This is a genomic window from Nocardioides alkalitolerans, assembly GCA_038184435.1.
GTDB classification, from domain to species: Bacteria; Actinomycetota; Actinomycetes; order Propionibacteriales; family Nocardioidaceae; genus Nocardioides; species Nocardioides alkalitolerans_A.
Window position 1 is genome coordinate 3,595,391 of the sequence record CP116227.1, and the last position, 19,710, is coordinate 3,615,100.

The window sequence follows — 19,710 nt, forward strand, 5'->3', positions numbered from 1 at the left end:
GATGACCATCGTCGCCGGCATCGCGCCGGGGAAGCCGGACGTCGACGGGCTGTCGTACGCCGCGCTCCTCGCCCGCTCGCTCCGCACGCGCCTGCGGGTCGTGTGCGTCGTGCCGGGCCCGTGGCCGACGCCGCTGTCGGGGGGCGTGGACCGCGAGTACGCCGCGTACCTCGCCGCCGCCGCGAGCGAGGAGGTGGCCGCGGTGCGGTCGCTGCTGGCGGAGCTGGCGCCGGACCTGGAGGCGGCCGGCGTGACCGCCGAGGTCGTGCCCGCGGTCGGACGGTCGGTGCCGGGGACGCTGCTCGAGCAGGTCGCGGCGGCCGACGCCACGCTGGTCGTGCTCGGCGCGGGCGCCAACGGCGCCTGGGGCCACGTCGTCGTCGGGTCGGCCGCGGACCGGCTCCTGCACTCCTCGCCCGTGCCGGTCGCCGTCGCGACACGGGGCTTCCGGGCCGCGCCCGGCACCCGGGTCGGGCGGGTGACGGTCGGGTTCCGGGGCGACCAGGCGTCGGCCGCCGCCCTCGCCCGGGCCGCGGAGCTGTGCACCGAGCTGGGCGCGACGCTGCGGGTGGCGACGTTCGGGGTGCTCGGCCGCACGATGTACCCGCCCGAGGTGCGCGGCGAGGACGACGTGCTCGAGGCATACCTCGAGCAGGCGACCACCGCCCAGGTCGACGCCCTCGCCGCGCTGCCGGCGGATGCCGTGCCGGCCGAGGTCGAGCGGGTCGTCAGCCGTGGCCGTGACTGGGCCGAGGCGGTCGGCGGCCTGCCGTGGACGCCCGAGGACCTGCTGGTCGTCGGCTCGTCGTCGGCGGGGCTGCTGTCGCGGGTGTTCCTCGGCTCCAGCGCCGCCAAGATCCTGCGGCACTCGCCCGTGCCGGTCGTGGTGGTGCCGTGAGCGTCGTGGCGCCCCCGCGTGTAACGCGGTGTCCGGGCTACTGCAGTGGTGGTCGACCACCGCACAAGTAGCACGAACACCGCGTTACACGTCCGGGGGCGGATCCGGTTCAGGCGTGCTTCCGCGGCCACCAGAACCGCTCGCCGAGCAGGCGCACGATCGCCGGTACGACGACGGTGCGGACCAGCAGCGTGTCGAGCAGCACGCCGATGCAGATGACGACGCCCAGCTGGGCCAGCACGACGAGCGGCAGCACGCCGAGCACGGCGAACACGGCCGCCAGCAGGATGCCCGCGCTGGTGATGACGCCGCCGGTCGCGCCCAGCGCCCGCAGCACGCCCTCGCGGGTGCCGTGCGCGCGTGCCTCCTCGCGGGTGCGGGTGACGAGGAAGATGTTGTAGTCGATGCCGAGCGCCACGAGGAACAGGAACGCGAACAGCGGCACGTTGCCGGCCAGGTTCTCGAAGCCGAGCAGCCCGGTGAAGATCCACCACGAGGCGCCGAGGGCGGCGGCGAAGGTGGCGACCACGGTGCCGACGAGGATCACCGGCGCCAGGACCGAGCGCAGCAGCAGCCCCAGCACGCCGAGCACCAGCAGCAGGATCAGCGGCAGGATGACGAGGCGGTCGCGGGCGTTGCCGTCGGCCTCGTCGAGCGAGTCGGCCGACGCGCCGCCGACGTGGGTGTCGGGGAAGTCCGCCAGTGCGGAGCGCAGGTCCTCCACGGTCGCCTCGGCGGCGTCGCTCCCCGGCGTGCTCGCCAGGGTCACGTCGAGCTGCGTGACGCCCGCGCCCTCGTTGGTCACGCGCACCGCGTCGACCCCGTCGACGCCCTCGACGGCGGCGCTCACCTCGTCGGCGTCGGCCCGGGTGACGACCTGGGTGGGCTCCGCCGTACCCGCCGGGAACGACTCCGCGATCCGCTCGCTGGCGGTGATCGCCTCGGGGGTGTCGAGGAACTGCTCCGAGGTGCCGAGACCGGTGGAGATCTGGGTCGTGCCCGCGGCCAGGGCGACGAGGAGCACGGCCGAGCCGGCGACGTACGCCGCGGGGCGGCGCGCCACCACGTCACCGATGCGCCGCCAGGTGGAGCGGCTCTCCGCGAGCACGACGTCCCCGTGCTTCGGGGCGGTCGGCCAGAAGATCCAGCGGCCGAAGCAGACGAGGGCGGCGGGGAGCACGAGCAGCACGAAGAGGGCCGCGACGGTGATGCCGACGGCGCAGGCGATGCCGAGACCGCGGGTGGTCGGGGTCAGGGACAGCACGAGGGTGAGCACGCCGACGACCACGGTGGACGCACTGGTGAGCACGGCCTCGGCGGTGTGGCGGAGCGCCACCTCCATCGCGGCGAACCGGTCCTCGCGGGAGCGGAGCTCGTCGCGGTAGCGGCTGATGAGCAGCAACGCGTAGTTGCTGCCCGCGCCGAAGACGAGCACCGACAGGATGCCGACCGTCGACTCGTCCCAGGCGACGTCCAGCAGCGCGAGCACCCTGGTGGCGAGCACCGCGGCGAGGCGGTCGGCGGCGCCGACGACCAGCAGGGGCACGACCCAGAGGATCGGGCTGCGGTAGGTGACGACGAGCAGCACCGCGACGACCAGCGCGGTGATCGCCAGCAGGCGCAGGTCGGCGCCCTCGAAGACGGCCGCCAGGTCGGCCTGGATGCCCGCCGGCCCGGTGACCTGGGCGGTCAGTCCGTCGGGCACGTCGGCGTCGAGCCGGTCCCGCAGGTCGGTGACGGCGTCGGAGACCTCCGTGGCCGTGGACGCCTCGAGCGGCACGACGGCGATCGCCGCGGTGCCGTCCTCCGCGGGCTGGAGCGTCGGCGCACCCCCGGTGAGCTCGGCGACGAGGCCCTCGAGCTCGGGGATGCGGTCGCCCAGCTGCCCATCGTCGTCGGCGGTGAACAGCACGACCGCGACGGTGCCGTCCTGCTCGGGCAGGTCCTCGGCGAGCTCGAGCGCGGCGGTGCTGTCGGCCCCGGCGGGCACGTTGTCGAGCGGCGTGCGGTCGCGCTCGCCCTCGCCGAGACCGATGAGCGCGCCGGCCAGCAGGAGCGGCAGGAGGGCGACGAGCCACGAGGTGCGTCGCGCGACGACGACACCTCGCACGCGGCTCAGGAGGTGGGACACGGCAGACTCCTCGGGGGACGGGACCATATGCTTCACGAAGTTAACCACTAAGGCGGTGAACAACAATGGCCGGGGAGCTCAGGCCGGGGTGGCACACATCCGAGACGCTCGAGGCGCTGCGGGTGCTGCTCGACCGCGGCACCGCCGTCCACCGCGTCGTCGCGCGGGGCGCAGGCCTGGGCGACCACGAGATGGCCGTGCTCCAGCACCTCGTCCCCGGGCCCGTGGGGCCCGCCGAGATCGCCCGCCGACTCGAGGTCACCTCGGCCGCGGCGACGGGGATCGTGGACCGGCTCGTGGCGCGGGGGTACGCCGAGCGTCGGCCCCACGCGGCCGACCGGCGCCGCACGGAGGTGCACCTGACCGAGACGGGGCGCGCCGAGGTGCGCGGGCACCTCATGCCGATGTTCCGCGCCGTCGTGGCGCTCGACGACCAGTTCGACGAGGCCGAGCGGGCCGTCGTCGCCCGCTACCTGCGGGGTGCCATCGCGGCGCTGGACGAGGTGGCGGGGCGGGGTGCCGACCAGCGGGGCGCCTGACCCGCGGCGTACCCGACCCCGGGACGTCATACGAAGCGGCGGCCCCGGCGAGCGCAACGAATGACGTCCGGAAGGGGGCGAGGGTGGCTCAGGCCCGGCTCGCCGCCAGCGCCGCGCCGACGATGCCCGCGGCGTTGCGCAGCTGCGCGGGCACGATCGGCGTCTGGATGTCGATCATCGACAGGAACTTGTCGGCCTTCTTGCTGACCCCGCCGCCGACGACGAGCAGGTCGGGCGAGAACAGCCCCTCGAGCGCGCGGTAGAACACCGTCAGCCGCCGGGCCCACTCCTCCCAGGAGAGCTCCTCCCGCTCGCGCGCGCTGTTGGCCGCCCACGACTCGGCGTGCACGGCGATCGGGTCGTGCTTGCGGCGTACCTCGTCGTCGAGCTCCAGCCACAGGTGGCCGAGCTCGGCGTTGGGCACGAGGGTGCCGTCGTGGACGAGGGCCCCGCCGATGCCCGTGCCCAGGGTGGTGACGACGACGAGGCCGGCGGTGCCACGGGCCGCGCCGTACGTCGCTTCCGCGAGGCCCGCCGCGTCGGCGTCGTTGAGCACGTGGACCGGCCGGCCCAGCGCGCCGGAGACGAGGGCCGCTGCGTCGGTGCCGATCCAGCTGGCGTCGATGTTGGCCGCCGAGCCGATCACGCCGTGCCGCACGATGCCGGGCACGGTGAGCCCCACCGGCGAGTCGCCGGGGAAGGCCTCCGAGAGCTGCTCGAGCACGACGGCGACGTTGTCGGGCGTCGACGCCTCCGGGGTGGGGATCCGCACGCGCTCCGCGGCGAAGGTGCCGGTCGTGAGGTCCACGGGCGCGGCCTTGATCCCGCTGCCGCCGAAGTCGATGCCGAGGGGGAGCTGCATCCGCTCAGGCTAGTGGCGCGGCGCCGATGAGTCTGCGTCGCGGGCCGGGTCGGAGCGGGCACGGGCGGGAAAGGGGTCGACCCGACCCCCGTCGTACCGCTTCACTCTCCACAGCACCACCGACGAACAGGGAGACCGGATGATCGAGGCACGGGGGCTCGTGCAGACCTTCCTCACGGGTCAGGGCCGCAAGAAGACCGAGGTGCACGCCGTCGCCGGCGTGGACCTCGACGTCGCCGAGGGCGAGGTCGTCGGGTTCCTCGGCCCGAACGGCGCCGGCAAGACGACGACGCTCCGCATGCTGACGACGTTGCTGAAGCCGACGGCCGGTACGGCGCGGGTGGCGGGCTACGACGTCGCGACGCAGGCCGTGCAGGTACGTCGCGCGATCGGCTACGTCTCCCAGGTGGGCTCGACGTTCTCGGGCGCGTACGCCGGGGACGAGGTCGTCGACCACGCGATGCTCTACGGGATGACCCGCCGAGCGGCGCACGCGAAGGGGCAGGAGCTGTTCGCGCAGCTCGACCTCGAGGGGCTGTGGCGGCGCATGCCGAAGAACATGTCGGGCGGGCAGAAGCGACGCCTCGACATCGTGATGGGGCTCGTCCACGAGCCGGGGCTGGTGTTCCTCGACGAGCCGACGACCGGCCTCGACCCGCAGGCCCGCGCCAACCTGTGGGAGCACATCCGCGGGCTGCGGGACCGGCGGGGCGCGACGGTGTTCCTGACGACGCACTACCTCGACGAGGCCGACGCGCTCGCCGACCGCATCGTCATCATCGACAAGGGCCGCATCGTCGCCTCCGACACGGCCGACAACCTGAAGGCGCAGGTCGCCGGCGACCTCGTCGACCTCGAGGTGGCCACGCTCGACCAGGTGACCGTCGCCGCCGAGCGGCTCGGTGCCATCGGCGAGCAGCTCGAGGTGGCCGACCGGCACGTCCGGGCGCGGGTGCCGCGGGCGGGACGCGCCGTTCCCGGCCTGCTGCGGGAGCTCGACGCCTCCGGCGTCACCCTCGACTCGATCGAGGTGCTCCGCCCGACGCTCGACGACGTGTTCCTCACCCTCACCGGACGCTCCCTGCGCGACGCGGAGGGCGACGCGCCGCCCGAGGATCCCGAGACCGCCCAGCTGGAAGGAGCCGGCCGATGACCGCCGCGCCGTCCGTGTCCGTGCCCACCGGTCGCACCGAGGTCGACGGCCTCGAGCCCAACGGCCTCGTGCGCGACGCGCTCATCGTCTACCGGCGCCAGATCCGGATGAACCTCCGCAACCCCGCGTGGGTGCTCATCGGGGTCATGCAGCCGGTCCTCTACCTCGTGCTCTTCGGGCCGCTGCTCAAGCCGCTCGTCGGGTCGTTCGACCTGCCGACGGACAACCCGTACACGTTCCTCGTCCCCGGCCTCCTCGTGCAGCTCGGCATGTTCGGGGCGTTCTTCGCCGGCTTCGGCCTCATCGCCGAGTGGCGCGAGGGCGTGGTCGAGGCGGAGCGCGTCACGCCGGCCAGCCGCACCGCGCTGCTCGTCGGGCGCCTGGCCCGGGACCTGTCCCTGCTGCTGACGCAGGCGATGATCCTGGTGGGGCTCGGCTACTGGATGGGCATGCGGGGCGACGTGCTCGGCGTCGTCGCGGGCATCGTCATCACCCTCGCGATCGGCGGCGCCTGCGCGGCGGCGTCCAACGCGCTCGCGCTGACGACGAAGAGCGAGGACGTCATGGCGCCGATCATCAACATGGTGATGATGCCGGTGCTGCTGCTCAGCGGGATCATGCTGCCGATGACCCTCGGGCCCGCCTGGCTGGAGTCGGTCAGCGACTTCATGCCGTTCCGGTGGGTCACCGACGCGGTGCGCTCGACGTTCCTCGGCGACTTCGGGTCGAGCGGCGTGATGTGGGGCGTGACCTGGGCCGTCGCCCTGCTCGCCCTCGGCGTCTGGTGGGGGACGGCGGTGTTCCGCAAGGAGAACTCGTGAGGGGCCGGTCGGTTCCCCGGCTAGCCGGGGAACACGCCACTTAGACCATCAACGTTGATGGTCAAAGCGGTCGGTTCCCCGGCTAGCCGGGGAACCGACCACTTTGCACGTCAACCAACCGGTGAGGGTCGGGGCTCAGGCGGCGAAGGCGGCGCGCAGGGCGGCGTCGTCCGCGCCGGCGGCCACGAGCGACGCGAGCAGCACCCGCGCCTGGCCGGGACGCAGCAGGCGGGCCAGCACCGCCCCGGCGGCCGCGAGGTCGTGACCACCGCCGCCCCCGCCGTACCCCGCCGACAGCTCGCCCTCGGGGACGCGCGTGGAGACCACGACCGGTACGCCGCGGGCGACGGCTCGCCGTACCCCGTCGACCACGGCGGGCGTGGCGTTGCCGGCGCCGAGCCCGACGAGCACGAGGCCGTGCGCGCCGGCCGCGAGGCTGGCGTCGAGGTGGGTGGCGTCCCCGCCGGGGTGGACGGCCACCAGGTCGACCCGGACGCCGTCGACGCGCGCGGGCAGGTGCGGGAGCCGGCCGAGGCCCGGGGTGTCGACGAACCCGTCGATCGCGTCGGTGCTGCGCTTGGCGAGACCGGCCGCGCGGAGCACGCGCCCGCCCATCGCCACGAGGACCCCCCGGTCCGGGCTACCGGCGCCCGAGGCCACCGCGAGCGCCGCGCGGAGGTTGGCCGGGCCGTCGGCGTCGGGGGCGTCGGCCGTGCGCTGGGCGCCGGTGACGACGATCGGGCGGAGGTCGCGGTGCTGCAGGTCGAGCAGGAGCGCGGTCTCCTCCATGGCGTCGGTGCCGTGCACCACGACGACGCCCTGGCAGGTCGGGTCGGCTAGCTGCTCGCCCACCGCGTCGCTGATCCGCTGCATGTCCGCGAGCGTCAGGACAGCGGAGTCCTTGGCGAGGAGGTCGACGACCCGCACGGCCGGACCGCCGGGCGCCACCGCGCCCGCGAGCAGGTCGGAGGCGGCCAGCACGGGGGTGCTGGCGCCGTCCGTGCCGCGGACGCTGGCGATCGTGCCGCCGGTCGTGACCAGGGCGACCGTCACTCGGGACTCCTCTCGGGGGCGAGGCCGCGCTCGGCGGCGAGGGCCGCGATCCGTCCGCGGCAGCGGAACCATCCCACCACGAGTGCGGGCCCGATGAGGCCGATGGAGGCGACGGTCCACGTGCCGATGGGGTCGTCGAACGCCATGAGCACCACCACGGCGAGGAGGAAGACGAGGGTCAGCAGGCCCGTGTACGGCGCGCCGAACATGCGGAACGACGGGCGCTCGAGCAGGCCCTGGCGGGCGCGCTGCCACAGCTTCAGCTGGCACAGGATGATCACGGCCCAGGCGCTGATGATGCCGAGCGCCGAGAGGTTGAGGGCGATCTCGAACGCCTGCGACGGCACGATCGCGTTGAGCACGACGCCGAAGGCGGTGACGACGGCGGTGACCGCGATGCCGCCGTAGGGCACCCCGTTGCCGTTCATCTTCGCCAGCGCCGCGGGGGCAGAGCCCGAGACGGCCATCGAGTGGAGGATGCGGCCCGTGGAGTAGAGGCCGGCGTTGAGCGAGGAGAGCACGGCGGTCAGCACGACCAGGTTCATGATGATGTCCGCGCCCTCGACGCCGATCGAGCCGAAGAAGGTGACGAACGGGCTCTCCCCGGCGCTGTACGACGAGGCCGGCAGCAGCAGCGCGAGCAGCAGCACGGAGCCCACGTAGAACACGGCGAGCCGGATGATGACGGTGCGGATCGCGCGGGGCATGACCTCGCGGGCGTTCTGCGTCTCGCCGGCGGCGGTGCCGACGAGCTCGATCGAGGCGTAGGCGAACACGACGCCCTGCATGACCACGAAGGCGGGGAGCACGCCGTTGGGGAACAGCCCGCCGTGGTCGGTGATGAGCGAGAGGCCGGGCTGGTGGCCGTCGACCGGGGTGCCGAGCACGACGAAGCAGATGCCGACGACGAGGAAGGTCACGAGCGCGACCACCTTGACGAGCGCGAACCAGAACTCGAGCTCGCCGAACACGGTGACGCTCAGGAGGTTCATGCCGAGCACCAGCACGAGCGCGATCATGGCGAAGACCCACTGGTCGACGGGGGCGAGCCAGTCGACGTACTGCTTGAAGAAGTTCATGTAGAGCCCGACCGCGGTGACGTCCGCGACGGAGGTCATCGCCCAGTTCAGCCAGTAGAGCCAGCCGGCGGCGAACGCCATCTTCTCGCCGTAGAACTCGCGGGCGTAGGAGACGAAGGAGCCCGACGAGGGCCGGTGCACGATGAGCTCGCCCAGCGCGCGGAGCACGAGGAAGGCGAAGAAGCCGCAGAGCGCGTAGACGAGCACGAGCGCCGGGCCGGCGTCGGCGAGGCGTCCGCCGGCGCCCATGAAGAGGCCGGTGCCGATGGCGCCGCCGATGGCGATCATCTGGATCTGGCGCGGGCGGAGGCCCTGGCGGAAGCCCGCCTCCTCCTCCGGGTGCACGACGGGGGTCGTGCCGGTCTGGTCGGTCGTCATCTCAACCTCGCGGTCATCTGGGGGCCGATCTGCCAGGCTGTCAACCTGTATGACAGATCACATCGGCGGGAACGGTCGCACGGCGCGGCGGCGTGCGTCAAGACCCCGGTTCCGATGTACGGAGCGGTTGACCGCTGGTCGCCCCCGTGACACCCTGATCTGTAAGACAGCCTGACAGAAGGAAGCATCCCGTGGCCGAGCCCGCCGCCGACCTGACCGACACCGCCATCGACCTCCCCGTCGTTCCCGCCACGCGCACCGAGCGCGACCTGCTCGGCGAGCTCGAGGTCCCGGCGGACGCCTACTGGGGCGTGCACACGGCGCGGGCGGTGGCGAACTTCCAGGTCACGGGTACGCCGATCGGTCACCACGCGGCGCTCGTCTCGGCCCTCGCGGTGGTCAAGCAGGCGTCGGCGGCCGCCAACCACGAGCTGGGCCTGCTCGACGACGAGCGGTACGAGGCGATCGTCTCGACCTGCCGGGAGATCCGCGGGGGAGCCCTCCACGGTGAGTTCGTCGTCGACATGATCCAGGGCGGCGCCGGCACCTCGACGAACATGAACGCCAACGAGGTCATCGCCAACCGCGCGCTCGAGCTGCTCGGGCACCCCAAGGGCGCCTACTCGCGGCTCCACCCGAACGACCACGTCAACCTCAGCCAGTCGACCAACGACGCCTACCCCACGGCCGTCAACGTCGCCCTGGTGACGGCGCTCGACGAGCTGCTGGCGGCGATGGTGCGGCTCGAGGCGTCGTTCGCCCGGAAGGCGGCCGAGTTCGCGACCGTCGTCAAGGTGGGCCGCACGCAGCTGCAGGACGCCGTGCCGATGACGCTTGGCCAGGAGTTCTCGGCCTTCGAGGTGATGATCGGCGAGGACCGCGCCCGGCTCGCCGAGGCGGCCACGCTGCTGCTCGAGATCAACCTCGGCGCCACGGCGATCGGCACCGGGCTCAACGCGCCGCAGGGGTACGCCGCGCTCGCCTGCGCGCACCTCGGCCGGCTGACGGGCCGTCCCTTCGTCACGGCCGCCAACCTCGTCGAGGCGACCCAGGACCCGGGCGCCTTCGTGCACCTCTCCGGGGTGCTCAAGCGCGTCGCGGTGAAGCTGTCGAAGACCTGCAACGACCTGCGGCTGCTGTCGTCCGGTCCCCGGGCCGGCTTCGGCGAGATCACGCTGCCCCCGATGCAGGCCGGGTCGAGCATCATGCCCGGGAAGGTCAACCCGGTCATCCCGGAGATGGTGAGCCAGGTGGCCTACGCGGTCATCGGCCACGACGTCACCGTCACGATGGCCGCGGAGGCGGGCCAGCTCCAGCTCAACGCCTTCGAGCCCGTCATCGTGCACGCGCTGCTGCAGAGCATCACCCAGCTCGCGGCGGCCTGCCGCACGCTGGCCGACCGCTGTGTCGACGGCATCGGGGCCAACGTCGACGTGATGGCCGCGCGGTGTGCGCGACTCGATCGGGCTGGCGACGGCGCTGAACCCGATCATCGGCTACTACGCGGCGACCGAGGTCGCCCAGCAGGCCCTGATGACCGGACGCACCGTGCCCGACATCGTGCTGGAGCGCGGCCTCCTCGACGCCGACGCGCTCGCCGAGGCGCTGCGCCCCGAGCGGCTCGCGGCCATCCCGCAGCACCCGGTCAGCCCGGAGGCGTCGACCCGTCCATGAGGGTGCTGAGCACCTGCGCGACCTCGCGCAGGTGCTCGGCCATCCGCTCCCGCGCGCCCGCACCGTCGCCGTCCTCGATCGCCTCGAGGATGCGGCGGTGCTCTGCGTTGGAGGCCTCGCGCCGGTGGGCGACGAGGTTGACGACCTCGGACTGCTGGCTCAGCGCCTCGCGCGCATCGGCCACGACCTTGCGGAAGAGCAGGTTGCCCGACGCCTCGGCGATGGCCGAGTGGAAGCGCGAGTCGAGCTCGGTCCACGCGTGGGGGTCCTCCTCGACGTCCATCTCCGCGGCGATGGACACGAGCGCGGCCAGCTGCTCCGGCGTACGCCGCTCCGCCGCCCACCCCGCCGACGGGACCTCGATGAACGGGCGCGCCTCCATCAGGTCGCGCGCCGAGTAGGAGCCGTAGGTGAGCTCGGGCGCCGGGGCGGTGGCCACGACGTACGTGCCGCTGCCGGTGCGCGTGCGGGTGAGGCCCAGGGCCTGCGTCGAACGGAGCGCCTCGCGCACGACGGGGCGGCTGACGCCGTAGCGCGTCGCGAGCCCGGCTTCCGCGGGCAGGCGGGTGCCGACCGGCAGCGAGCCCGACTCGATCGCGGCGCGCAGGTCGTCGAAGACAGCCTCGGCGGCGTTCTTGCGGTTGATCGCGACAGGGCGGTCGAGCCATCCCTCGGTCATCGCACCTCCCCCTCGCCGCGCAGGTGCAGCAGCCTATCCCGCGTCGTCGGAGCCCACGACCAGGCGCTCGGCCCGGGACCGCCGACCCCGCCCGGCCCCGCCCCGTCGCGGGACGATCGCCGTGGCGGCGCCGAGCCCGAAGGGCGGCATGTCGACGTACCGGCTCTCGATGCCGTCGGCGGGCACGACGTACGTCTCGTGGAAGACGCCGACGTCCCCCGACGACGCGGTGGCGCGGTCGAAGGCCGCCCACGCCGCGGCGTGCCGACGGTCGCGGCGCCGGGCGTAGCGACCGAGGTCCTCGGCGCTGCGCCAGTGCTGCACCAGCATGACGACGCGGCCCGACCAGAAGCCGCGGGAGCTCAGCAGGCCGTCTTCGGGGTGCGCCTCCAGCTCGGCCAGGATCTGCGGCATCGCGCGGGTGATCGGCAGCCAGGAACGCACGCGGTGGAGCCGGTTGATGCGCATGCCGATGAGGAAGAGGACGGTCCCGTCGCCCGGGTCGGCGACGTGCCGACCGAGCTGGGGTCCCGTTGGTGCGTCGGTCATCTCGTCTCCGTTCCGGTGCGGGCGTGCCCCGAGCGTGACAGAGGTGGCGACGCTTTACATTTCGCCATCTCTTGTCAAACGCTTTACATCTCCCTATGGTTTGTCAAACGCCCGACGTGAGCGGGGCCACACGACAGCAAGGGAGCCGGCGGATGGCAGACGTGGAGAGGGTGGCGGGCACGGTGCCCGCCGGCTCGACGGAGCAGTGGAAGGACCGCAAGCGCTACCTGTGGCTGATCGGTCTGGTCGTGCCGTCCCTGGCGTTCGTCGCCATCGGCATGTGGGCGCTGACCGGCTGGGGCGTCTGGCTCTGGCTCGGCCCCGTCGTCATCCTCGGCATCGTCCCGGCGATCGACCTGATGACCGGGCTCGACCGCTCCAACCCGCCGGACGACGTCATCGAGCAGCTGGAGCAGGACCGCTACTACCGCTGGATCACCTACCTGTTCCTCCCCATCCAGTACGCCGGGTTCATCGCCGCGATGTGGATGGTCGCGGGCGGTGAGGTGTTCGGCCAGACCCTCGCGACGTGGGAGAAGGTCGGCATCGCGATCTCGATCGGCTGCATCGGCGGCATCGGCATCAACACGGCGCACGAGCTGGGCCACAAGAAGGAGGCCAACGAGCGCTGGCTCTCCAAGGTCGCGCTCGCGCAGAGCTTCTACGGCCACTTCTACATCGAGCACAACCGCGGCCACCACGTGCGCGTCGCGACCCCGGAGGACCCGGCGAGCTCGCGGATGGGGGAGACCTTCTACCGCTTCTGGCCGCGCACGGTCATCGGCTCGCTGCGCAGTGCCTGGGAGCTCGAGGCGAAGCGCTACCGCCGCAAGGGCACCCACCCGTTCCACCTCGGCAACGACGTGCTCAACGCGTGGGTCATGTCGGCCGTGCTCTGGGCCGCGCTCGTGGCGTGGCTGGGGATCGGGATCCTGCCGTACCTCGTCGTCCAGGCCGTCGTGGGCTTCTCGCTGCTGGAGGTCGTCAACTACCTCGAGCACTACGGGATGCTCCGCCAGAAGGTCGGCCGCGCCGGCAAGGAGCGCTACGAGCGGGTGCTGCCCCAGCACTCGTGGAACTCCAACAACATCGCCACCAACGTGCTGCTCTACCACCTGCAGCGCCACAGCGACCACCACGCCAACCCGACGCGGCGCTACCAGACGCTGCGGGACTTCGAGGAGTCCCCGGTGCTCCCGACCGGGTACGCCGGCATGATCGTGCTCGCCGCCGTGCCGCCCCTGTGGCGTCGGGTGATGGACGAGCGGGTGCTGCGCCACGTCGACGGCGACCTCGACCGCATCAACGTCCAGCCCGGCAAGCGCGACTGGGTCGAGAGGAAGTACGGCGCGCGGGCCGCCGCCATCCGCGCCGAGGTGCAGGACCGGATCGCCGCCGAGGCCGCGCTCGAGGACGCGACGCGCGTGGAGATCGAGGGCCTCGACGAGGTGCTGGCCGCGCAGTGCCCCGGGTGCGCGTACGTCTACACGGTCGCGGCGGGCGAGGAGCGCGAGGGCTTCGCGGCCGGCACGGCCTGGGCGGACGTGCCCGACGACTGGACCTGTCCCGACTGCGGGGTGCGCGACAAGGTCGACTTCGTGCCGGTCGACCCGGACGCGCTCGACGCGGGGAGCACGACGACGAGGAGCGTGGCATGAGGATCGTGGCGGACCTGGGCACGTGCGAGGGCCTCGGCATGTGCGAGGCCATGGCGCCCGACTTCTTCGAGGTCGGGGAGGACGGGGTGGTCGAGGTGCTCGACGCCGAGCCCGGCGAGGAGCACCGCACCGACCTGACCGCCGCCGTCGACGCGTGCCCCGTGCTGGCGCTCGCGCTGCAGGGGTGAGGATGGCCGCATGAGCGTGGAGCGGCTGGTCGTGGTCGGGGCGTCGCTGGCGGGCCTGCGGGCCGTGGAGGCGGCCCGCCGCGCCGGGTACGACGGGGAGCTCGTGCTCGTCGGCGACGAGGTCCACGCGCCGTACGACCGCCCGCCCTTGTCGAAGGCGTTCCTCGACCCCGACGGCGAGCGCGGGGCGGGCCGGGTGATGGAGCTGCGCACCGCGGAGGCGCTGCGCGACGAGCTGCGGGTCGACCTCCGGCTGGGGACGCGGGCCACCGGTCTCGACACGGCGGCCCGGGAGGTGCTGCTCGGCGACGAGCGGGTGCCCTACGACGCGCTCGTGATCGCAACCGGGTCGGTGCCGCGGTGGTTGCCGGGCACCGACCCGGGCGGTCCCGACGGTCCGCTCGAGGGCGTCACGCAGCTCCGTACCGTCGACGACGCCCGGCGGGTGCGGGACGCGCTCGAGGCGGGGCAGCGGATCGTCGTCGTCGGGGCCGGGTTCATCGGCTCGGAGGTGGCGTCGGCCGCCCGCAAGCGGGGCCTCCCGGTGACCGTCGTCGAGGCGCTCGACGTGCCACTGACGCGGTCCGTCGGAGCCGAGGTGGGCGTCGCCTGCGTCGGGCTCCACCGCGCTGCGGGCACCGATCTCCGCCTCGGCGTGGGCGTGGCCGGGCTCGACGAGGAGACGCCGGACGGGCGGCGGCGGGTGCGCGCCGTACGGCTCACCGACGGCACCACGCTGCCCGCCGACCTCGTCGTGCTGGGCATCGGCGTGCGCCCCGCGACGGACTGGCTCGAGGGCAGCGGCGTCGCGCTCCACGACGGCGACCGCGGCGTGCTCGTCGACGCGACGATGGCGACGAACGTGCCGGGGGTGTGGGCCGCGGGCGACGTCGCGCACGTCGAGAACCCGCTCTTCGACGGCGAGCAGCACCGCCTCGAGCACTGGACGAACGCCGCCGACCACGGCGCCGCGGCGGCGCGCCACGCGCTCGACCCGGCGGCGGCGGAGCCGGTCGTGACGGTGCCGTACTTCTGGTCGGACTGGTACGGCCACCGGCTCCAGTTCGTCGGCACCCCGCGGGCCGAGGAGGCGCGCGTCGTCGTCGACGACCTCGCGACGGGCGGGGGACTCGTGGTGCTCTACCGGCGCGAGGACCGCGTCGTCGGGGCCTTCGTCGTGGACCTGCCGCGCGTCGTCATGAAGCTCCGGCGGCGTGTGCTCGACCGCGGTCCGTGGGAGGAGGCGGTGGCGTTCGCGACGGATGCGGGGACGCCCGCGTCCCGCTAGTGGCGTAGACCTCCAGCTCGGCCAGGCGCTCGGCCACGGCGGGCTCGATCACGCGCTGGTAGGCCTGCGTCATGTGCACGAGGTCGTTCTTCACCGGCGTCGTGCCGACGAACGCGGGGCAGCGCTCCTCGGCGCAGAACCAGTCGCGGCTGTCGACGTAGGTCGCGTCGAGGTCGGCGGCGAGCGCCACCTCCGCCGCGGCCATCGCCTCCCACGACGCAGTCACCCGGCCCTCGCAGTCGGCGGGGGAGGAGACGCGGCTCCAGCAGTCGGCGACGTTCACGTCGGACGGCGGCGGCGCGAGGAGCACCACGTGGCCGACCGCGTCGAGCAGCGGCTCCACCTCGGTCGCCGTGCTCGTGCGCCACTCCTCGGGCGTCATCGGCACGCGCTTGCCGATGACGGGCCGGGGGACGTACATGTTCGCGACGACCAGCACGTCGGGGCGGAGCTCCCGGATCGCGTCGGCCGCCAGCTCCTTGCGGTGCTCGCAGCCCGCCACGACGTCGGCGTCGGGGTGGGCGCGCACCTTGTCGGTGAACGCGCAGCCGAAGGCGCCGAGCGCCGTGAGTCTCCAGCCGTCCGGCAGGGTGTCGCGCAGGGTCACGACGTAGGACAGGGAGATGGAGTCGCCGACGACGACCACCCGCCGGTCTGCGTCGTCCGCGCCCCAGGTGCAGCCGGGGACGTCGACGTACTCGATCTGCCCGCAGCGGTCGACGTCCGCGGGCACGTCCTCCTGCGCGATCGCCTCGTCCACGCCGGGGGACAGGTCGTCGGGCCAGTCCCCGGTCGCCAGCGCGACGCGGATGGAGGTCTGGAGGTCGGCGACGGCGGGGGAGTACGTCGCGGCCGTCAGCGCCCGGATCTCCGCGACCTCGGCGGCGTCCGGCGTCGAGCCGCTGCTGCCCGGCTGCAGCGCCACCACGGTGGTCGTGGCGGCGACGAGCACCGTCGTGACGGCACCGGCGAGGCCGTAGCGGCTCCGCAACCGCGGGCGCGTCCAGCGCGCATGGCGCAGGGGGTCCTCGACGAGGTGGTACGACGCGGCGGCGAGCACGAAGCACAGCAGCGCCAGGCCGGCGAGCGCTGCCGGGGCGTCCCCGACGAGCGGCACGCCGAGCACGATCACCGGGAGGTGCCAGAGGTACAGCGCGTAGGACAGGTCGCCGACGCACCGGCTCAGCGGGTTCGTCAGCGGCCACAGCCACTGCTGCTGGCGGTCCGGGTCGGTGTGGGTGCCGGCCGCCAGCACCAGCAGGGCGCCGACGACGGGCAGGAGCGCGCCGGGCGCGGGGAACGCGGTGCTCGGCGCGACCCCCGCCGATCGACACGACGATGCAGACGAGACCGACCCAGGACAGCAGCGGCCGCAGCCGGTCGGGCAGGCGGGTGCAGGCACCGGCGGCGACGGCCAGCAGCGCGCCCGCGGCGAGCTCCCAGGCCCGGGCGGCGGTGGAGAAGTACGCCGCGGCCGGCGCCGTCGTCGTCACGTGGAGGGCCCAGGCGAGGGAGCCGGCGGCCAGGACCACCACGGTGGCGCCCAGGGCCCGACGGGCGCGGTCCGGCGTCGTACGGCGCGCCGCGAGCCCCAGCACCACGGCGAGGAGCGCCGGCCAGGCGACGTAGAACTGCTCCTCGACCGCGAGCGACCAGAAGTGCTGGAGCGGGGAGGGCGGGCCGTCGGCGCTGAAGTAGTCGACCGCCTCGGCGGCGACGTGCCAGTTGCCGGCGAACACCAGCGCCCAGGCGGCGTCGACGGACGTGTCGCGGGCCCGCGCGGCGCCGAGGACGAGGCCGCTGGCCCCGACGGTCACCGCGAGCACGAGCACCGCGGCCGGGAGGAGGCGGCGGGCTCGGCGGGCGTAGAAGGACCGGAACGAGATCGCGCCGGTGCGCTCGTGCTCGCGGAGCAGCAGGCCGGTGATGAGGAAGCCGGAGACGACGAAGAAGACGTCGACGCCGACGAACCCGCCCGCGGGCCGACCCGCCAGGTGGTGGGCGACGACGGCGAGCACCGCGAGGGCCCGGAGGCCCTGGATGTCGTGCCGCGCTGCCGTCACGGGGTAGTGCTACCAGGCCGGGCGCTCCGGCGTCCGGACTATCACTAGGATCGACCCATGGCCGCGGAGCAGATCGGGGAGCCCGCCGCGCCGGGGGAGCCGCTCACCCTGCGCGACCGGATCCTCGACGCCGCGACCCTGCTGACCGGCCGCGACGGCTGGGGCAAGGTCACGATGGCGCGCCTCGCGGCCGAGGTGGGCGTCAGTCGCCAGACCGTCTACAACGAGGTGGGCGGCAAGCCGGACCTGGCCGAGGCGATGGTGCTCAACGAGCTCGCGCGCTTCCTCGCGGAGGTCGACCGGGCCTTCGACGCGCACCCCGCCGACATCCTCGACGCGCTGCGCACGGCGTGCCGCGGCATCCTCGAGCTGGCGCAGGACAACGAGCTGCTCCACGCGGTCGTGTCCGCCACCCACGGTGCCGAGACGGAGCTCCTGCCGCTGCTCACCACCCACGCGCAGTCACTGCTGGCGACGGCGAGCGCCGTCCTCCTCGACCGGGTGACGGCCTACGAGATCGACCTGCCGCCGGCCCAGCTCGCGGCGAGCGTCGACGTCATCGTGCGCACGGTGCTCAGCCACGTCATGCAGCCCGGCGGTCCGCCGGAGGAGACCGCCGAGACGCTCGTCTGGATCGCCGGCCGCGTGCTGGGGCGGGCATGACCGTGCTCGTCACCGGGTTCGAGCCCTTCGCCGGTGACCCCGACAACCCGTCGGGCGACGTGCTGCCGCTCCTGGTCGAGGCCTGGCCCGGCCCGGAGCCCCTGGTGACCGCCGTGCTGCCCGTGGAGTTCGGCACGGCCGGCGACCGGGTCGCTGCGCTCGTCGCCGAGCACGAGCCGTCGCTCGTCGTCGCCCTCGGCCTCGCCGGAGGTCGCCGCGGCGTGACGCCCGAGCGGGTCGCGGTGAACCTCGACGACGCGCGCATCCCCGACAACGCCGGCGCCCGACCGCGCGACCTCCCGGTCGTGGCGGGTGCGCCCGCGGCGTACTTCTCCACCCTGCCGGTGAAGGCCGCCACCGCGGCGCTGCGCGGGGCGGGCGTGCCCGCCAACCTGTCGCACACGGCCGGGAGCTTCGTCTGCAACCACGTCTTCTTCCGGCTGCAGCACCTGCTCGCGGGCAGCGGGGTGCCCTCGGGGTTCGTGCACGTGGCGACGACCGACGTGGTGACGCTGCCGGACCTGGCCCGCGGGCTGGCCGCGATGCTCCGCGCCGTCCTCGACCACGACGGCCCCGACCTCCCCACCGTGGGCGGGATCGTCGACTGAGCCTGCGTCGAGTTGGGGTGTTCGGCTTGGCAGCTGCGTCGAGTTGGGATCTTCGGCTCGTACGTACGCCGCCGCCGAACAACCCGACTCGACGCGTACGCCGCGCCGAACACCCCAGCTCGACGCGAGAGCCCACCGAGACCACGTGTGACGTGCGCTACCGGGCGGTACGCTTCGCGGTCGGAGGGGAGGGCCGATGCAGAGGACGCGACGCGCCGCGGCGGCAGCCGCGATGGCGGTCGCCGTCGTGCTCGCCGGATGCACGGCCGAGCCCGTCGAGGACGAGGTCGAGGGTGCCGCGGCGGACACCACGACGGAGCCCGCCGCCCCCGCGCAGGGAGGCGTCGCGGCCGACGACCCGCGGATCGAGCAGATGGCCGAGCACGCGATGGACGCGCCCGGCGAGCTGACCGAGCCGCTCCTGGGTGCCGACATGCTGGTGTCCTCCACCGACGAGCTCGACGACGAGACGATCGCGGCCATCCGGGACCTCCCGGGCGTCGAGGCCGCGGAGCCCATCGGGCTCGCCCAGATCCCCGTCCAGGACCAGGTGCTGACGGTCGCGGCGGTCGACCCCGCGACGTACCGGCGCTTCACCCCCGCCGAGAGCGCCCAGCTGCTCGACGTCTGGACCCGCGTCGCGGCCGGCGAGATCGCCGTGCCCAGCGACGTCGGGGAGACGCTGCGCGACGACGAGGGCTACCTCCGCCTCGGCAACGAGGACGGGGCGCCCGACCTGCACGTCGGTGCGCTGGCCCCGCAGGTCACCCGGGTGCAGGGCGTCGTCAACAAGAGCTGGGGCGAGTCGCTCGGCATCCCAGGCGACAACGCGCTCCTCATCGCGACGGGCTCAGCGTCCCCGCAGGAGGTGCGCCCGGCGCTCCAGGAGCTCGCCGGCGACGGCGCTTCGGTGCAGGTGCTCGGCCCCGACCTTGACATCTCGGTGCAGCAGACGGCCGTGCTCACCGGCGGCTCGGTGGCCGCGGCGGTCGGCACGTTCAACTACCAGGTGCTCTCGGGCGGCCGCATCGCGCCCGACCCGGCGTGGGTCTCCGAGAACATCCGCACCCAGCAGGTGCCGATCCTCGGCACCGTCACCTGCCACAAGGTGATGCTCCCGCAGCTGGAGGCAGCGCTGCGCGAGATCGTGGAGCGGGGGCTCGCGGACAAGATCAACCCGGGCGAGTACGGCGGGTGCTACTACCCCCGCTTCATCGCCAACACGACGCAGCCCTCGCTGCACTCGTTCGGCATCGCGCTCGACCTCAACGTGCCCGGCAACGGCCGCGGCACGGTCGGCGAGATCGACCGGTCGGTGGTGCAGATCTTCAAGAAGTGGGGCTTCGCGTGGGGCGGTGACTGGGGCTGGACCGACCCCATGCACTTCGAGATGTCCCAGCTCGTCGAGGCGCGCTGACCGCCCCTC

General features: G+C 73.7%; 18 protein-coding genes and 1 pseudogene. 12 read left to right on the forward strand and 7 right to left on the reverse strand.

The genetic code is table 11. The features are described 5' to 3' along the window. The first annotated feature begins 1 nt into the window (after position 1). A complete protein-coding gene (locus PIR53_17100) occupies positions 2-898 on the forward strand; it encodes a universal stress protein (GenBank protein WZH51723.1) in 897 nt (298 codons plus the stop codon). Positions 899-1,007: 109 nt separating this feature from the next. Here PIR53_17100 and PIR53_17105 read toward each other — a convergent pair whose 3' ends face one another. Continuing rightward, positions 1,008-3,029 (reverse strand): MMPL family transporter, encoded by a 2,022-nt coding sequence (locus tag PIR53_17105; GenBank protein ID WZH51724.1) that lies wholly within the window; start codon positions 3,027-3,029, stop codon positions 1,008-1,010. 122 nt (positions 3,030-3,151) lie between these two features. On the opposite strand from PIR53_17105, the gene PIR53_17110 reads away from it, so the two are divergent. Next, positions 3,152-3,568, forward strand: a complete 417-nt coding sequence (locus PIR53_17110; protein WZH51725.1) for a MarR family transcriptional regulator — start codon at positions 3,152-3,154, stop codon at positions 3,566-3,568. An 88-nt stretch (positions 3,569-3,656) separates the two neighbouring features. Here the strand turns inward: PIR53_17110 and PIR53_17115 are convergent, their stop codons facing one another. Further along, on the reverse strand, positions 3,657-4,430 hold the full coding sequence (locus tag PIR53_17115) for an ROK family protein (GenBank protein WZH51726.1): 774 nt from the start codon (positions 4,428-4,430) through the stop codon (positions 3,657-3,659). Positions 4,431-4,569: 139 nt separating this feature from the next. Here PIR53_17115 and PIR53_17120 point away from each other — a divergent pair, with 139 nt between their 5' ends. Both PIR53_17120 and PIR53_17125 read left to right on the forward strand, forming a co-directional pair. After that, positions 4,570-5,583 carry an ATP-binding cassette domain-containing protein gene (locus PIR53_17120; GenBank protein ID WZH51727.1) on the forward strand — a complete coding sequence of 338 codons (1,014 nt, stop codon included), beginning with the start codon at positions 4,570-4,572 and terminating at the stop codon, positions 5,581-5,583. Beyond that, the gene (locus PIR53_17125; protein WZH51728.1) at positions 5,580-6,404 is read left to right on the forward strand and encodes an ABC transporter permease; all 825 of its coding nucleotides are present in this window, start codon (positions 5,580-5,582) and stop codon (positions 6,402-6,404) included. The genes PIR53_17120 and PIR53_17125 overlap by 4 nt, the downstream gene beginning before the upstream one ends. A gap of 135 nt (positions 6,405-6,539) precedes the next feature. Here the strand turns inward: PIR53_17125 and PIR53_17130 are convergent, their stop codons facing one another. Both PIR53_17130 and PIR53_17135 read right to left on the reverse strand, forming a co-directional pair. Then, entirely contained in the window at positions 6,540-7,457 is a 918-nt protein-coding gene (locus tag PIR53_17130; GenBank protein ID WZH51729.1) for an asparaginase, read from the reverse strand. Continuing rightward, complete coding sequence (locus PIR53_17135) at positions 7,454-8,914, reverse strand: amino acid permease (protein WZH51730.1); 1,461 nt, start codon at positions 8,912-8,914, stop codon at positions 7,454-7,456. The genes PIR53_17130 and PIR53_17135 overlap by 4 nt, the downstream gene beginning before the upstream one ends. A 227-nt stretch (positions 8,915-9,141) precedes the next feature. Between PIR53_17135 and PIR53_17140 the strand changes: the two are divergent. After that, positions 9,142-10,588 (forward strand): annotated as a pseudogene (locus PIR53_17140) (aspartate ammonia-lyase). Here PIR53_17140 and PIR53_17145 read toward each other — a convergent pair. After that, positions 10,560-11,267 carry a FadR/GntR family transcriptional regulator gene (locus tag PIR53_17145; protein WZH51731.1) on the reverse strand — a complete coding sequence of 236 codons (708 nt, stop codon included), beginning with the start codon at positions 11,265-11,267 and terminating at the stop codon, positions 10,560-10,562. The pseudogene PIR53_17140 and the gene PIR53_17145 sit on opposite strands and share 29 nt — an antisense overlap. Positions 11,268-11,300: 33 nt before the next feature. Continuing rightward, positions 11,301-11,816: a DUF4188 domain-containing protein gene (locus PIR53_17150; protein WZH51732.1), complete on the reverse strand. Its 516-nt coding sequence runs from the start codon at positions 11,814-11,816 to the stop codon at positions 11,301-11,303. Between the two features lie 152 nt (positions 11,817-11,968). On the opposite strand from PIR53_17150, the gene PIR53_17155 reads away from it, so the two are divergent. From PIR53_17155 to PIR53_17165, 3 genes are read left to right on the forward strand one after another with little or no spacing between them, the layout of a single operon-like run. Next, the gene (locus tag PIR53_17155) at positions 11,969-13,474 is read left to right on the forward strand and encodes a fatty acid desaturase (GenBank protein ID WZH51733.1); all 1,506 of its coding nucleotides are present in this window, start codon (positions 11,969-11,971) and stop codon (positions 13,472-13,474) included. Continuing rightward, complete coding sequence (locus PIR53_17160; GenBank protein WZH51734.1) at positions 13,471-13,662, forward strand: ferredoxin; 192 nt, start codon at positions 13,471-13,473, stop codon at positions 13,660-13,662. The genes PIR53_17155 and PIR53_17160 overlap by 4 nt, the downstream gene beginning before the upstream one ends. 10 nt (positions 13,663-13,672) lie before the next feature. Next, the gene (locus PIR53_17165; protein ID WZH51735.1) at positions 13,673-14,950 is read left to right on the forward strand and encodes an FAD-dependent oxidoreductase; all 1,278 of its coding nucleotides are present in this window, start codon (positions 13,673-13,675) and stop codon (positions 14,948-14,950) included. Here PIR53_17165 and PIR53_17170 read toward each other — a convergent pair. Further along, positions 14,859-16,205, reverse strand: a complete 1,347-nt coding sequence (locus PIR53_17170; protein WZH51736.1) for an SGNH hydrolase domain-containing protein — start codon at positions 16,203-16,205, stop codon at positions 14,859-14,861. The two genes, PIR53_17165 and PIR53_17170, sit on opposite strands and share 92 nt — an antisense overlap. A gap of 49 nt (positions 16,206-16,254) precedes the next feature. On the opposite strand from PIR53_17170, the gene PIR53_17175 reads away from it, so the two are divergent. From PIR53_17175 to PIR53_17190, 4 genes are all read left to right on the forward strand, one after another. Beyond that, complete coding sequence (locus PIR53_17175; protein WZH51737.1) at positions 16,255-17,061, forward strand: hypothetical protein; 807 nt, start codon at positions 16,255-16,257, stop codon at positions 17,059-17,061. 9 nt (positions 17,062-17,070) lie between these two features. Beyond that, positions 17,071-17,676, forward strand: coding sequence for a TetR family transcriptional regulator (locus tag PIR53_17180; protein ID WZH51738.1), 606 nt, complete (start codon positions 17,071-17,073; stop codon positions 17,674-17,676). Beyond that, positions 17,673-18,284 (forward strand): hypothetical protein, encoded by a 612-nt coding sequence (locus PIR53_17185; GenBank protein ID WZH51739.1) that lies wholly within the window; start codon positions 17,673-17,675, stop codon positions 18,282-18,284. Before PIR53_17180 ends, PIR53_17185 begins: the two co-directional genes overlap by 4 nt. Before the next feature lie 196 nt (positions 18,285-18,480). After that, positions 18,481-19,701: a M15 family metallopeptidase gene (locus PIR53_17190; GenBank protein ID WZH51740.1), complete on the forward strand. Its 1,221-nt coding sequence runs from the start codon at positions 18,481-18,483 to the stop codon at positions 19,699-19,701. Positions 19,702-19,710 lie beyond the last annotated feature (9 nt).

What these genes read in the sequence shown, in the direction of transcription:
- PIR53_17100 (WZH51723.1), top strand. Translation starts at nt 2, where the DNA reads ATGACCATCGTCGCCGGCATCGCGCCGGGGAAGCCGGACGTCGACGGG.
- PIR53_17115 (WZH51726.1), bottom strand. Translation starts at nt 4,430, where the DNA reads ATGCAGCTCCCCCTCGGCATCGACTTCGGCGGCAGCGGGATCAAGGCC.
- PIR53_17120 (WZH51727.1), top strand. Translation starts at nt 4,570, where the DNA reads ATGATCGAGGCACGGGGGCTCGTGCAGACCTTCCTCACGGGTCAGGGC.
- PIR53_17125 (WZH51728.1), top strand. Translation starts at nt 5,580, where the DNA reads ATGACCGCCGCGCCGTCCGTGTCCGTGCCCACCGGTCGCACCGAGGTC.
- PIR53_17135 (WZH51730.1), bottom strand. Translation starts at nt 8,914, where the DNA reads ATGACGACCGACCAGACCGGCACGACCCCCGTCGTGCACCCGGAGGAG.
- PIR53_17145 (WZH51731.1), bottom strand. Translation starts at nt 11,267, where the DNA reads ATGACCGAGGGATGGCTCGACCGCCCTGTCGCGATCAACCGCAAGAAC.
- PIR53_17150 (WZH51732.1), bottom strand. Translation starts at nt 11,816, where the DNA reads ATGACCGACGCACCAACGGGACCCCAGCTCGGTCGGCACGTCGCCGAC.
- PIR53_17155 (WZH51733.1), top strand. Translation starts at nt 11,969, where the DNA reads ATGGCAGACGTGGAGAGGGTGGCGGGCACGGTGCCCGCCGGCTCGACG.
- PIR53_17160 (WZH51734.1), top strand. Translation starts at nt 13,471, where the DNA reads ATGAGGATCGTGGCGGACCTGGGCACGTGCGAGGGCCTCGGCATGTGC.
- PIR53_17165 (WZH51735.1), top strand. Translation starts at nt 13,673, where the DNA reads ATGAGCGTGGAGCGGCTGGTCGTGGTCGGGGCGTCGCTGGCGGGCCTG.
- PIR53_17180 (WZH51738.1), top strand. Translation starts at nt 17,071, where the DNA reads ATGGCCGCGGAGCAGATCGGGGAGCCCGCCGCGCCGGGGGAGCCGCTC.
- PIR53_17185 (WZH51739.1), top strand. Translation starts at nt 17,673, where the DNA reads ATGACCGTGCTCGTCACCGGGTTCGAGCCCTTCGCCGGTGACCCCGAC.
- PIR53_17190 (WZH51740.1), top strand. Translation starts at nt 18,481, where the DNA reads ATGCAGAGGACGCGACGCGCCGCGGCGGCAGCCGCGATGGCGGTCGCC.